General features: G+C 69.6%; 13 protein-coding genes. 10 read left to right on the top strand and 3 right to left on the bottom strand.

Annotation, left to right across the window (positions count from 1 at the left end; all coding sequences use genetic code 11):
* Positions 1 to 27: 27 nt before the first annotated feature.
* The 6 genes from AAG816_RS02765 (at position 28) to AAG816_RS02740 (ending at position 9504) form a co-directional block, all read left to right on the top strand.
* Complete coding sequence (locus tag AAG816_RS02765) at positions 28 to 258, top strand: MbtH family NRPS accessory protein (protein ID WP_341987911.1); 231 nt, start codon at positions 28 to 30, stop codon at positions 256 to 258.
* Positions 245 to 4282 carry an amino acid adenylation domain-containing protein gene (locus AAG816_RS02760; protein ID WP_341987909.1) on the top strand — a complete coding sequence of 1346 codons (4038 nt, stop codon included), beginning with the start codon at positions 245 to 247 and terminating at the stop codon, positions 4280 to 4282. Before AAG816_RS02765 ends, AAG816_RS02760 begins: the two co-directional genes overlap by 14 nt.
* Positions 4283 to 4376: 94 nt before the next feature.
* The gene (locus tag AAG816_RS02755; protein WP_341987908.1) at positions 4377 to 5696 is read left to right on the top strand and encodes a SidA/IucD/PvdA family monooxygenase; all 1320 of its coding nucleotides are present in this window, start codon (positions 4377 to 4379) and stop codon (positions 5694 to 5696) included.
* Between the two features lie 49 nt (positions 5697 to 5745).
* Positions 5746 to 6630 carry an ABC transporter substrate-binding protein gene (locus AAG816_RS02750; RefSeq protein WP_341987906.1) on the top strand — a complete coding sequence of 295 codons (885 nt, stop codon included), beginning with the start codon at positions 5746 to 5748 and terminating at the stop codon, positions 6628 to 6630.
* Entirely contained in the window at positions 6623 to 8626 is a 2004-nt protein-coding gene (fhuB, locus tag AAG816_RS02745) for a Fe(3+)-hydroxamate ABC transporter permease FhuB (protein ID WP_341987904.1), read from the top strand. Before AAG816_RS02750 ends, fhuB begins: the two co-directional genes overlap by 8 nt.
* Positions 8627 to 8634: 8 nt before the next feature.
* Positions 8635 to 9504, top strand: a complete 870-nt coding sequence (locus AAG816_RS02740; RefSeq protein WP_341987902.1) for an alpha/beta hydrolase-fold protein — start codon at positions 8635 to 8637, stop codon at positions 9502 to 9504.
* 24 nt (positions 9505 to 9528) lie between these two features.
* Here the strand turns inward: AAG816_RS02740 and greA are convergent, their stop codons facing one another.
* Positions 9529 to 10005, bottom strand: coding sequence for a transcription elongation factor GreA (gene greA, locus AAG816_RS02735; RefSeq protein ID WP_341987900.1), 477 nt, complete (start codon positions 10003 to 10005; stop codon positions 9529 to 9531).
* A 385-nt stretch (positions 10006 to 10390) separates the two neighbouring features.
* On the opposite strand from greA, the gene AAG816_RS02730 reads away from it, so the two are divergent.
* Together AAG816_RS02730 and AAG816_RS02725 are read left to right on the top strand one after the other, a co-directional pair.
* On the top strand, positions 10391 to 10888 hold the full coding sequence (locus AAG816_RS02730; protein ID WP_341987898.1) for a hypothetical protein: 498 nt from the start codon (positions 10391 to 10393) through the stop codon (positions 10886 to 10888).
* A gap of 22 nt (positions 10889 to 10910) precedes the next feature.
* Complete coding sequence (locus AAG816_RS02725; RefSeq protein WP_341987897.1) at positions 10911 to 11243, top strand: Rieske 2Fe-2S domain-containing protein; 333 nt, start codon at positions 10911 to 10913, stop codon at positions 11241 to 11243.
* Between the two features lie 18 nt (positions 11244 to 11261).
* On the opposite strand, the gene AAG816_RS02720 is transcribed toward AAG816_RS02725, so the two are convergent.
* A complete protein-coding gene (locus AAG816_RS02720) occupies positions 11262 to 11669 on the bottom strand; it encodes a DUF2237 domain-containing protein (protein WP_341987895.1) in 408 nt (135 codons plus the stop codon).
* Between the two features lie 211 nt (positions 11670 to 11880).
* On the opposite strand from AAG816_RS02720, the gene AAG816_RS02715 reads away from it, so the two are divergent.
* Positions 11881 to 12846 carry a PDR/VanB family oxidoreductase gene (locus AAG816_RS02715; protein ID WP_341987894.1) on the top strand — a complete coding sequence of 322 codons (966 nt, stop codon included), beginning with the start codon at positions 11881 to 11883 and terminating at the stop codon, positions 12844 to 12846.
* Positions 12847 to 12898: 52 nt separating this feature from the next.
* A complete protein-coding gene (locus AAG816_RS02710; protein WP_341987893.1) occupies positions 12899 to 13102 on the top strand; it encodes a hypothetical protein in 204 nt (67 codons plus the stop codon).
* Positions 13103 to 13171: 69 nt separating this feature from the next.
* On the opposite strand, the gene AAG816_RS02705 is transcribed toward AAG816_RS02710, so the two are convergent.
* Positions 13172 to 13477 carry a hypothetical protein gene (locus tag AAG816_RS02705; protein ID WP_341987892.1) on the bottom strand — a complete coding sequence of 102 codons (306 nt, stop codon included), beginning with the start codon at positions 13475 to 13477 and terminating at the stop codon, positions 13172 to 13174.
* Between the last annotated feature and the right edge of the window lie 15 nt (positions 13478 to 13492).

The raw sequence follows: 13492 nt of genomic DNA, 5'->3' as shown, positions 1-13492 counted from the left end.
AGCAGGACCCATGCGGAGGCGGCGAGGATGCAGAGCGGCGGTTCACAAGATGACGAGCGGCTGGCCGGCGAGCAGATGGAGGTGGTGATCGACCAGGAGGGGCGCCACGCCCTCTGGCCGCAGGGCCGCACCCTTCCCGTGGGCTGGGCCCTTGCGGGCGTCTGCGGCGATCGCACCGCCTGCCTCGACCATATCGGCCAGGTCTGGCGCGATCAGCGGCCCCGCTCGCTGCAAGAGGCCCGTCATGACCCGCACTGATATGGCGTCGGACACCGGCACGCACATGGACATGGCCCCTATGACCGATGAGACCGCCCCCGGCTTTCCCTTGACCCCCGCCCAGCGGCGCATATGGGCACTGGCGCAGATCGGCAACGCCGCAGTGGCCGGCCAGCCGACCGTCGATGTCACCATTGACGGCCCGCTCAATATGGAGACGTTGCGCGCCGCGCTCGACCGGCTCGCCGCGCGGCATCCCGCCCTGCGGCTGCGCTTGCGCCAATATGCCGGCGGGCGGGTGCTGCAGAGCCTCGATGACACGGCCCGGATTCCACTCGGCTGCGTCGATCTGTCGGACCTCGACCGGGTGGAGGCGGATGCGGAATTCGAACGCCTGCTGACCGCCGATGCCCAGTTCGACCTGGAGACCGACCTTGCGGTGCGGGCGCTGCTGAGCCGATGCGGCCAAAGGTGGCGCTTGGGGCTCAGCGTGCATCCCATCATCTGCGATGCATCATCACTACACATCCTCGCCCATGATGTGGTGGCCGCCTACGGCGCGGCGGAAGCCGGCAGTCCCGCCGCCCCGCCATCCCACGCCCTGCCCTGGCTGGCGCCGCCCGATGACACGGAGAAGGCCTTCACCTATTGGCGCGCCGTTCTGGCCGAACCCCATGCGGATGCCACCTTGCCGGTGATCTTCCGCCGTGATCCCCAGGCCGGCGGCGCCCGCGGGGAAACCACCCTGCGCTTCGATGCGGGCGAGGCCGCAGCGGTGCGGGCCTGCGCCGCCGCCTGCGGCCAGCCGGTGTCGCTGGTGCTGCTCACCGCCTTTGCCATCCTGCTGGGGCGCTATGGCGGGCACGAGCATCTGAAGCTGGGAGCGGCACGGGATCCGGACGGCGAGGCGGGCGGCATCGTCGGCCGCACGGAAGATGTGCTGCCGGTGAAGGTGGCGCTCCAGTCCGCCCTGCGGTTCCGGGACGCCGCGGCACGGGTCGCCGCCGCACTCCAGGCGGCCCGCACCCATCATGTGCCGTTCGAGACCCTGGCGCAGGAATTCTGGGAGAATAACGAGCAGAACGGCAGCGGCTTCCTGCCCTGTGTTCACGTCCATCGCCAGGACACGCCGCCCGCCGTGACCACGGCCCAAGGCGTCCGCTTTGTCTTCCACCGCCGGCCGCAGGCGCGCCCCGACGGCGATCTGGTGCTCACCACCGTGGAGGCTGCGGATGGCACCCTGCAGGCCACCTTCACTTATGCCGCCGACCTGCTGGACGCCCGCCTGTGCGCCCGGGCGCTGCGCCATTTCCGGCGCATCGCCATGGAGGTGGCGAACCCCGATCGGCTGCTGCGGGACATTGCGCTGGTGACGCCCGCGGAACTGGCCGCGCTCTCCGCGCCCTATGCGGATACGACCCCGGCCGATCCCCGTCCGGTCCATGCGCTGATCGCCGCCCATGCCCGCACCCAGCCGGACACGCCCGCCATCTTCCATGGCGAGCGGGTGTGGACGCGGCGCGAGCTGGACCGCTTTGCCAATGGTCTGGCGCACCATCTCATCGCCGCCGGCGCGGGGCCGGAGCGCTGCGTCGCCGTGGCGCTGCGCCGCTCGCCGGAGGCCATCGGGGCGATCCTTGCGGTGCTGAAGGCAGGCGCCGCCTTCATTCCGGTGGAGCCGGACCATCCCGCCCGCCGCAACGACCATATCCTGGCCGATGCCGGCGTGGCGATCGTGCTCACCACCGCCGCGCTGCGCGAACAGCTCAAGCCCGCTGCCGGCACGCGGGTGATCGAGCTGGACCAGCTGGATCTCTCCGGCCTGCCGGATACCGACCCGGCGCGGCCCATCGCCGACCGGCAGCTGGCCTATGTGATCTACACCTCCGGCTCCACCGGCACCCCCAAGGGCGTGGCGGTGGAGCACGGGCCGCTGACGCGCCACTGCCAGGCCACGGCGCGGGTCTATGGCATGGACGACACCGCCCGCGAACTGCCGTTCCTGCCGTTTTCCTCCGACGGCGGCCACGAGCGCTGGATGGTGCCGCTGATGCTCGGCGGCAGCATCGTCCTGCCGGACAAGCCTTTGTGGACGCCGGAGGAAACCTTCGCCGCCATGCGACGGCACGGCGTCACCAATGCCAGCTTCCCCACCACCTACGTGCAGCAACTGGCCGAATGGGCGGACGCCACCGGGGATGCCCCGCCGGTGCGGCTCTATTCCTTCGGCGGCGAAGGCATGGCCCAGGCCACCTTCGACCTGTTCTCCCGCGCCCTCAAGGCTGAGTGGCTGATCAATGGCTATGGCCCCACCGAGACCATCATGACCCCCATGGTTTGGAAGGTGCGGGCGGGCACCTCGTTCGAGGGCCTGTATGCCCCCATCGGCCGGGGCGTGGGCGGGCGGCGCATCTATGTGCTCGACCGCGACCTGAACCCGGTTCCTATCGGCGTCACCGGCGAGCTGTATGTCGGCGGTGACGGGGTGGCCCGCGGCTATGTGGGCCGCCCCGCCGCCACCGCCGAGCGGTTCGTGCCGGACCCGTTCGACCCGGCCGGTGGCCGGCTCTACGCTTCCGGCGACCTGGCCCGCTGGCGGGAGGATGGCGCGGTGGAATTCGTCGGCCGCGTCGACCACCAGATCAAGCTGCGCGGCTTCCGCATCGAGCCCGGCGAGATCGAGGCGGCGCTGCGGACTCTTCCGGGCGTGAGCGAATGCGCCGTGCTGCTGCGCCACGACAGCGGCCAGCCGGCTTTGGTGGCCTATGTGGTGGCGGGCCGGGGCACGGCCGGCGATGGCGCAACGACCGACGGCACACGGACCGACGGGGCGGAATTGCGCCGCGCCCTGGCGCGCATGCTGCCCGAGCACATGGTGCCCTCCGCCGTGGTGGTGCTGGAGCGCTTCCCGCTCAATGCCAACAGCAAACTCGACCGGGCGGCCCTGCCCGCGCCGGCGCTGGCGCCGCTGGACATCGTGCCGCCATCGACGCCGCTGGAGACCGAGCTGTGCGCCATCTGGCGCGAGGTTCTCGGGCTCCCCGCCGTGGGCGTGCGGCAGAATTTCTTCGAGGTGGGCGGCAATTCCATGGCCGCGCTCAGGGTGCTCGGGCGCATCAAGCAGGCCAAGCCCGACGCCGTGGTGGCGATTGCCGATCTGTTCAACCACCAGACCATCCGCGCCCTGGCCACGGCCATCGAGCGCGGCGTTCAAGCCGGCGGCGGGCAGATGATCCATCTGCGCAGCACCGGCACGCGACCCATGCTCTATTGCTTCCCCGGCCTGCTGGTGAGCACCCGCGAATATGTCAAGCTGGTGGACCATCTCGGCCCCGACCAGCCGGCCACCGGCTTCATCTGCTACTCGTTGGCCGAGGACAAGAAGCGCGAGGTCTCCGTCACCGAGATCACCGCCCGCTACGCCGACCTGGTGCGCACCCACAGCCAGGGCAGACCTTGCGTCTTCCTCGGCTGGTCGTGGGGCGGGCTGCTCGCCTATGAAGCCGCGCGCATGCTGGGCAGCGACATTGATCTCAAGCTCATCGGCATGATCGATGTCTGCGACATGGACACCGATTTCGCCATCGGCGCGCGCCCGCGCTTTTCCCCCGGCGAGCGCGACGCGCTGGAGCGCCAGATCCTGGCCTGGGCGGCCCGCACGCCCATGGCGGCGCGCTGGCAGGAGCTGCTGGAGGCCATGGACCCGCTGGCCTACGACCAGTTCCTGCGCTTCGTCGGCAACAGCCCGGAGACCTTGCCCGAGGACGGCCCGGACATCGGCAGCCGCGAGCACACCTTCTGGGTGCTGATCGACAATGCGCTGATCTTCCGACGCCACAAGATGCTGCCCTACGACGCCCCGATCCAGCCCTGGGCGGCGGCGGATTCCCTCAACCGCGGCCTCAATCTCATCGACTGGCGCCAGCTCTCCCGCCTCGCCGCGCCGGCGGAAATCATTGAGGGCACCACGCATCTGCACATCATCGGCGCCCCCGCTTTCCATGCCCGGTTCGCCCGCCGGCTGGAGGAGGCCGCCGGTCATCTCGACCGGGCGGCCGAGTGAGCCGCACCGCCCTGAACTCCCCCCACCGGGCCGACGGCGCCCTGCACCCGCTGCCGCCACGTCACATGCACTGACCGGATGGAGCCCTGACACAATGAACGATCACATCCTCGACCTTGCCGGGATCGGCATCGGCCCGTTCAACCTGAGTCTTGCCGCGCAGCTCGACTCCGTGGTCGATGCGCGGGTTCGCTTCTTCGACCGCCAACCGAATTTCGCCTGGCATCCGGGCATGATGCTGCCCGGCGCGGAATTGCAGACCTCGTGCCTGAAGGATCTGGTCACCGCGACCAACCCGACCAGCCCCTGGTCGTTCCTGGCCTATCTGGTGGCGCACAAGCGCTTCTACAGCTTCATGAATGCCGAGTTCGACGCGCTGCCACGGCAGGAATTCGCCAATTATCTCGCCTGGGTGGCGGGCGCACTGGATACGCTCAGCTTCGACGCGCCGGTGCGCGAACTGGACTTCGCCCGCGGCGCGTTCGTGCTGCGTCTCGATGACGGCGACGTCACCGCGCGCAACATCTCGCTGGGGATCGGCCTGACGCCGGAGGTGCCCGCCTGGGCCAGCCCGCTCTTGGGCGACACCTGCTTCCATGCCAGCCAGACCATGACCCGCCTGCCGGCCCTCACCGCCCGGCGCGTGGCGGTGGTGGGCGGCGGGCAGAGCGGGGCGGAAGTCTTCCTGGCCCTGCTCGACCAGGACGGGGCGCGGCAGGAGGTGTCCTGGATCAGCCGCCGGCCGAACTTCGAGCCGCTGGATGCCACCCCCTTCACCAACGAACTGTTCACGCCCGGCTATGTGATGGACTTCCACGGCCTGGGCGAGGACACCCGCGCCGCCAGCCTGGCGCGACAGAAGCTGGCCAGCGACGGCGCCTCCCCCTCGACCCTCCAGGCCATCTACCGGCGCCTGTATGCCTTGCGCCATCTGGGCGGCGGCCCGCTCAACCCGGCGCTGATGCCCGGCCGCGAGGTCATCCAGATGGACCGCCAGAACGGCGAGTACCGCCTCATCATGCGCAACAGCTTTGATGGCGGCATCGAGATCCTGCATGCGGACGCGGTGGTCTTCGCCACCGGCTATGCCTTCAAGGTGCCCGATTTCCTCGGCCCGCTGCGGGAGCGCATCCCCTTCGACCGCAAGGGCAATCTGCAACTGGCGGCCGACTTCAGCCTCACCTGGGACGGGCCGCGGCAAAACCGCATCTTCGCGCTCAATGCCGGCCGGCACAGCCACGGCATCGCCGAACCGCAGCTCAGCGTCATGGCCTGGCGCAGCGCGGTCATCGTCAACGCCTTGCTGGGGCGGTCGCATTTCGACCTCGACCTGCCGGAGGCGGTGGTGACCTGGGCCAGCACCGGGGCGCCACGCGACCGGGCCGTCGGCACTTTGCTGGCGTCCGATGCCTGACAGGCGGCGGATCGCCCGGTTCAGCCGGCGCACAGTGCTCGGCGGCCTCATGGCCGCTCCGCTCGCAACCCCGCCGGTGTTCGCACCGGCGGGGTTCGCCGTTGCGGGCGAGCCCTCTCTGCCCACGCCCCTGCGGCGGCTGGCGGCGCTGGACTATGGCTTGGCCGAAACCCTGATCCTGCTCGGCCTCCCGCCCATCGCACTGGTGGGGGCGCAGGATTGGCACCGCTGGGTGGTGGAGCCGCCCTTGCCGCCCGGCGTGGTCAATCTCGGCAGCAGCCGCGAACCCAATCTGGAGCTGCTGCAGCAGCTGCAGCCGGACGCGATCCTCTCCACCCCCTATCTCGCCGGTATCAGCCACCGCCTGGAGCAGATCGCCCCCGTGCTGACCTTCCCGCTCTATGTGCCGGAGGGGCGCCCGCTGGCGCTGGCCACCGCCGCCCTGGAGCGGATCGCAACCCTGACCGGGCGGGCGGCCGCCGGGGCCGCCGTCCTGGCGCAGATGGACGCCACCTTCGCCGCCGCCCGCACGCGCCTTGCCGCCGTGCGCGACCGGCCGCTCTATCTGGTGAGTGTTATGGACAGCCGGCATGTGCGCGTCTACGGCGCCCAAAGCCTGTTCCAGGACGTGCTGGCCCGCGTCGGTCTCAGCAATGCCTATCAAGGCCGGACCAATTTCTGGGGCTTCACCACCCTGGGCATCGAGGCGCTGGATCCCGACCCGCGGGCGGTCCTGGTCTACTTCGATCCGGTGCCCGCGGGCGCCATGCAGGCCTTGGGGCGCAATCCGCTGTGGACCCACCTGCCATTCGTGAGATCCGCGCAGGTTCACGGCCTGCCGGCGGTGCTCATGTTCGGCGCCGCTGCCTCCGCCATGCGCTTCGCGCGGCTGCTGGCGGACGCCCTGGCGCCACAAGGCGGATCCAATGGCTGACCTCGCCCTCGCCGGCCACGCCCCCCGCCCCGCCCGGCCCTGGATGCTGGCTGCGGGGATCACCATCCCCGCTGCCGTGCTATCGATGGCGGCGCTGGCCCAGGCCCTGCCGCCCGCGCTCTGGCTCACGGCCATATGGGCGCCGGAGACGGGCGACGGGCGCCAGCTCCTGGTGCATTACAGCCTCTTGCCACGCATGGCCGCCGCCATTCTATGCGGCGCGGCGCTGGCCCTGGCCGGCACCATCTTCCAGCAGGTGCTGCGCAATCCCCTGGCCTCGCCCACCACGCTGGGGGTCGCCGCCGGCGCCAAGCTGGCCCTGGCCCTCGCCACCTTGTGGGCGCCGGGCCTGTTCGTCTTCGGTCGGGAATGGATCGCGCTCGGGGGCGGGGCGCTCGCCATCGGCGCGGTGTTCGCCCTATCGTGGCGCAAGGGCCTGTCGCCACTGGCGGTGGTGCTGGCGGGGCTGGTGCTCGGCCTCTATTGCGGGGCGGTCTCCGCCGCCCTGATCCTGTTCAAGGAGCATTATCTCACCGGCCTGTTCATCTGGGGCAGCGGCGCGCTCAGCCAGCAGGGCTGGGAGACGGTGGCCACCCTCAGCCTCCAATGTGCCGCCGTCGCCGGTCTGGTGGCGCTGATGATCCGCCCGCTGACCGTGCTGTCGCTGGACGATGCCGGCGCCCACAGCCTCGGCGTCTCGCTGCACGGCACCCGCCTCGCGGCGCTGTCGCTGGGGGTCGCGCTCACCGCCGTGGTGGTGAGCGGCGTCGGGGTCATCGGCTTCATCGGCCTCATCGCTCCGGCCCTGGCGCGGCTGGCCGGCGCGCGACGGTTGCGCGACCAGCTCATCTGGGCGCCGGTCATGGGAGCCGGCCTGCTGTGGCTGACCGACCAACTGGTGCAACGCACCGGCGGCCTCTCCGGCGGCATTCTGCCCACCGGAGCGGTCACGGCCGTGTTCGGATCGCCCTTGCTGCTCTGGCTCCTGCCGCGCCTGCGGACGGCCGCCGCTCCGCCCCGCACGGAAGCCGCCGGCCCGACGCGACGCCAGCGCGCGGTGCCGATGCTGCTGGCGCTCGGTGGGCTGCTGCTCCTGGGCATGGCCCTGTCGCTCTGCCTCGGTCGTGCGCCCGATGGCGGGTGGAGCCTCGCGGGTCTGGATGCCCTGCCCGGCCTGCTGCCATGGCGGGCACCGCGGGCGCTGGCCGCCCTGTGCGCCGGGGCCATGCTGGCCCTGGCCGGCGGCATTCTCCAGCGCCTCCTGCGCAACCCCATGGCGAGCCCGGAAGTGCTGGGCGTGGGCGCCGGCGCCGCATTCGGGCTGATCGTGGCGCTGTTCACGGTGACGGCGGCAGGTCGCGAGATCCAGCTTGCCGCCGCCTGCGCCGGCGCATTCGGCGTGCTGTTCATCATCGTGCTACTGGGTCGCCGCACCGGCTTCACGCCGGAGCGCGTGCTGCTGGCGGGCATTGCGCTCGGCGCCCTGTTCGACGCGCTGGTGGGCGCCCTGACCGCCAGCGGCGACCCGCGCGGCCTGCTGCTGCTCAACTGGATGACCGGCTCCACCTATCAGGTGGACGCCCCCCAGGCCCTCTGGTCCGCCGCCGCGGCCGTGGTGCTGATCGCCCTGACCGCCCTGTGCGCGCGATGGCTCGACCTTCTGCCCCTGGGCGATGCCCCCGGACAGGCGCTGGGGCTCAATCTGGGACGGGTGCGCCTGATCCTGCTGGGGCTGGCGGCCGGGCTGACCGCGACCGCCACCCTGGTGGTGGGGCCGCTCACCTTCGTGGGACTGATGGCGCCGCATCTGGCCACCCGGCTGGGCCTGCACCGCGCCGTGCCGCAACTGGCCGGCGCGGCGCTGGTGGGCGCCTTCATCATGCTGCTCGCCGACTGGCTTGGCCGGATGATCGCCTTTCCCTGGCAGATGCCGGCGGGGCTGATTGCAACCCTGATCGGCGGCCCGGCGCTGATGTGGCTTCTGGCCAAGAGATGACGTGAGCGATGATGATGCCCCTGAACCCGCGACCCGCCCCGATTCCCGACACCGTGCAGTTCGAGCTTGCCCCGCGCGCCGGCGGTGCGCCCTACCGCATCTTCCTGCGTATCCCGCCCGGCGCGCCGCCGGCCGGCGGCTGGCCGACGCTCTATCTGCTGGATGGCAATGCGGTGATCGGCACGGCGGCGGACGCGCTGCGGGTGCAGGCGGCCTATCCCACCGGGACCGGCATTGCCGATGCGGCGGTGATCGCCATCGGCTATCCCACCGACGGCGCCTATGACAGCGTGCGCCGCTCCTGGGACATGGGGCCGCCGCCCGGGGCCACCTACCCGCCGCACAGCCCGGACGGGCCGGAGGTGAAGACCGGCGGGGCCGACCAGTTCCTCGCCTTCATCACCGACGAACTGAAGCCGGAAATCGCCAGCCGGCTGCCGGTGGACCCGACGCGGCAGGCCATTTTCGGGCATTCCTTCGGCGGCCTGTTCGTCTTGCATGCGCTGTTCACCCGGCCGGACGCCTTCGCCAGCTGGATCGCCATCAGCCCGGCCATCTGGTGGGAGGAGGCGGTGGTGCTGAAGAGCGCCGCGCGCTTTGAAGCCGCGCCGCGGCCCGCCCGCCTGTTCCTGGCGGCGGCGGAATATGAGCAGGCGCTCGCCCCCTTCCACCTGCGGCTGGAGGACCATGTGGAGCGCCGCGCCCGCTATGCGGCGAACCGGGTGGTGGACAATGCCCGGGACCTGGCGGCGCGCCTCGGCGCCCTGCCCGGCGTGCAGGCGGAGTTCGCATTGCTGGAGGGCGAAACCCATATGTCGGTGCTGCCGGTGGCCATCAACCGCGCGATCCGCTTCGCCCTGGGGCCGGACGCCCCCTGACGCGTCCCGGCGGGGCTGGCGCGTTCAGGCGATCTCCACCACTTCCACCTCACGGCCGTTTACGCTCACCACATCACCCACCCCCTTGCCCATGACCGCACTGGCCAGCGGCGAGACATAGGACACCGACCCCTTGGCCGGGTCGGCCTCATCCTCGCCGACAATGCGAAACACCTGCCGGCGGCCATCCTCCCGATCCAGGGTGACCGCGGCACCGAACTGCACCGTCTCGGGATGGGGCGGGCTCTCGATCAATTGGGCATTGGCGCGACGGGCGCTGTAATAGCGCAGATCCCGCGTGGCCCGCGCCATGGCGGTGCGGTCGGCCTGCACATCGCCGGTCTGGGCCGCGCCATAGGCGGCCCGCGCCTGCGCCAATGCCGCATCCAACGCCGCCAGACCTGTGGCCGTCACCAGATTGGGATGGGGCGAGATCGGCCGGTCCGGCAGATCGGCGGCGGTGGCTTCCAGATCGTTTTCGCGGGTGAAGGCAACAGACATGGGGTGTGGGTTCCAGCGTACAGTCCGATCAGCGGCATGGCGATCGGGTCGGTAAAGATGCCTCTATCCATTGACGAGGGGGCGATGGGATGGACCTGCCCCGATTGGGCGGTCTGGCTTCAATCTAGTGCATCGCCGGCAAGGCTGCCACGGCTGGAGCGATGGCGGGTGAGGTGGCGCGGCAAGCCCCGTCACAGCCGCCGGCGCCGGTCGCACTCTGAGCGGCCAGACCGGGATGGCAGCAATGCCGCTCTCAGACCCCACCTCTCGTCTGGCATCAATATTGCCACCCACATCCCAACAGAGATGAACTCAAGACCTATTCATGTCGGATTCGCCACGATCGCACGGCAGCCAAAAGGCGGGATACATCGGTGGCTTGGCCGTGGCTGAAACATCGCAGCCGGATCCCGGCTGCGTCCGCGCGGTGCGATCGCATTGGCTGGCGCAGGGCTTCCGGCTGCTGACCTTGCGCGAATTTCGCAACGGGAGGGCACCAGCGAGCTTTGCCTGGATCGAGCAGCGCATCTTGCGTACCCCGCAGCGTCTCGGCCGGCACGGTGTGTTCTTCGCCAACACCTTTCGTCCGGAGGTGATGGCCTGGCTGAGCGAGACCTTGGGCCGGCCTTCGCTCCGCGCCGACGCGGCGACGGCGCAGCGCAACGCACGGTGGCCGGCGATGGTGTGGCATGGCGAAGATCGCATATGGCCGGACGAGGTGCGCACCGTCGAATGGTTCGTGGATGTGACATTCCCGCAGCCGAACTCCTGGACCGCATTTCAACACCACTGGCGCGCACGGCTGATGGCCGAGGATGACAGTCTCGCGCTTCCGGTGGGAGCCGATGCGGCCCGCGCCGACCCGGCCCCCGTTTCAGCCTGAGGCTCCTCTTGAGGATGATGCGATGTTCACCAGGGTCTGCAAAGCAGAGACGATCATCGAAGGCGGCATGCGGCTGGTCATCGCCGATGCGCATCTCATCGTGCTCGCATGGCCGGAGAACGGCGTGGTCAAGGCGTTTCAGGGCGTGTGCCCGCATGCCAACACGCCGCTCGCCGAAGCCGAATTCGACGGGACGGTGCTCACCTGTCCCCTGCATTTCTGGAGCTGGGACATGAATTCCGGCGCGCCGACCCATGAGCATGCGCCGGCCCTGTCGGAATATCCGGTCAAGATCGAAGACGGCATCGTCTATATCGATACCGTGGGTGTCGCGCCGACCTTCGCCTCGCTGTGACGGCGCTGGAGGCTCCGGTCACGCCAGATCGATCGCCGCGCGTTTGAGATCCGCAAGCGAGCAGGAACTCAACGCGCCTTCGTGCGTGGCGCGCAGGACCACCCGTGGCGCTTGGCCGGCCTCGAACGCCTCCTGCCAACGGGGCGCGCACAGGCACCAGCGGTCGCCGGGCTGCAGGCCGGGAAAGCCGAAGTTCGGCAACGGCGTGGAGAGATCGTTGCCCCGCGCCTTCGAGAACGCCAGGAACTCCGCCGTCGCCACGATGCAGACGGTGTGGTTGCCCACGTCATCGCTGCCGGTATTGCAGCATCCGTCCCGATAGAAGCCGGTCATCGGTCGCGTGGCGCACAGTTCCAGCGGCTCGCCGAACACATTGCGTGGCGGGCTGCGTCGGTCGCCGCGGCGGATGCTCTCGTCTCTCAGCATGACTGCGTCCTGATCCGTTCATGTGGGGAACTTCAGTTGGGGATTTGCGATGGGTCCCCTGTCGCATCGCACCTTGCCACAGCGGGCCGCCCGGCAGGCAAGGAATGCGACGCACGGACGGCAAAGCAAACCATGGGCCGTGCGCCGGAATGCGTGGTCTCCAATTTGCACCGCATGCCGGACCACAGGCGTGCACGACACAGGAGATGACATGACAGACGACGCCCTGCGCTCCCTTGTCGTGGCGGACAAGGCCATGGAGGCCCACAACATGGTCTCGTTCGAACTGGTCGACCCGGACGGCGTGGACCTTCCCGCCTTTTCCCCCGGCTCGCATGTGGATGTGACGCTCCCCTCTGGGATGGTTCGCCAATATTCGCTGTTCAACAGTCCTTCCGATCGCCGCCGCTACCGGATCGGCGTGTGGAAGGACCCCAATGGTCGCGGCGGGTCCAAGGCGCTGCATGAAGTCGTGAAGGTGGGCGACACCCTCCAGGTCAGCTTGCCCCGCAACCGGTTTCGCGTTCCCCGCAACACCCGACGGGCCATCCTGCTTGCGCGCGGCATCGGCGTGACGCCGATCCTGAGCATCGCCGATCACTTGAAGGCGCAGAGCATTCCGTTCGAACTGCACTATGTGTTTGCTCTGATGTCCCCCGGCGCGTTTCGCGGCGCCATCGACGGGGCGGCGTTCTCCGGGGACACCAGATATTACCTGGAAGACAGCGAGCAGAACCAGTTGCTCAATGTGGCCGATGTGCTCGCGGCACAGCCCGAGGACACGCACCTCTTCATCTGCGGCGCCGATTGGTGGCTCGATCCGATCGTCAAGACCGCCACCCAGAAGGGGTGGAGCGAAGAGCGGATCCATGTGGAACGTTTCACCGCCAAGCAGGCCGCGCCCCTGCTCGACAAGGTCTTCGAGGTGAAGATTGCCAGCACCGGCACGGTCTTCAAGATCCCCGGAGACAAGACCGTCGCGGGGTTCCTGGAGGAGAAGGGCATCAAGGTTCCCACATCCTGCGAACAGGGCCTGTGCGGCACCTGCAAGGTCAAGGTGCTGGAGGGCGAGGTCGATCACCGCGACAAGCGGCTGTCCACCGAGCAGCGCGCCGAAGGCTTCTTCCTGGCGTGTGTGTCGCGTGCCAAAGGCGACAGGCTGGTGTTGGATTTGTAACCACGGGGGACCGGCCGGCGCCGCACCGGCGCGCGAGCGAGAGAGAGCCGCCATGGCGACAGAAATCGATTTGTGGCAAACGGCCTGGATCATTGCCGAGCAGTATGGGGGCGACGGCGTGGCCTTCGCGGCGGAGATGGCCCACAGCTTCGACATCTGCGGAAAGATCGAGGCCTATGACGCGTGGCTCTCGATCACGCAGAAGGTCGAGTTGCTGACCGCCACGGCGGCGACGCACGGCACGCTGGCGGGATGAGGACGTGCGGCTTCGGGCTCGGACATGCGCACCGGCTCGGACGCGCGCGCACAGGCTCGGACCGATCCCCTACTCCACCGCCAGGCGCTCGGCGAGTTCGGTCACATCGTTCCAATCCAGATGGTGACGGCCCGCCGGCGTCGCCACATCAAGACCATCCTGCGTCACGGCGGCGGTGAAATCCGCGTCGCTTCCAACCGGGCTCAGATAGACCAGATCCGACCGCCGCCAGTCATGGGCGACAGCGGTGAAGGCGCGCGACAAGGTCCGGCCCTCCTCCAGCGTCAGATCGAGCACCAGTTGCTCGCTCAACGTCATCCGCAGCATGTGGCCGAGCATCCGGTGCGACACGCGTTTGACGTTTGGATAGGTCATGGACCCCTGCCGGGT

Origin of the sequence: Azorhizobium sp. AG788, assembly GCF_943371865.1 — a bacterium.
Taxonomy (GTDB): domain Bacteria; phylum Pseudomonadota; class Alphaproteobacteria; order Rhizobiales; family Xanthobacteraceae; genus Azorhizobium.
The sequence above is the reverse complement of the archived record's forward strand: the minus strand, read 5'-3'. Positions and strand labels throughout refer to the sequence as shown.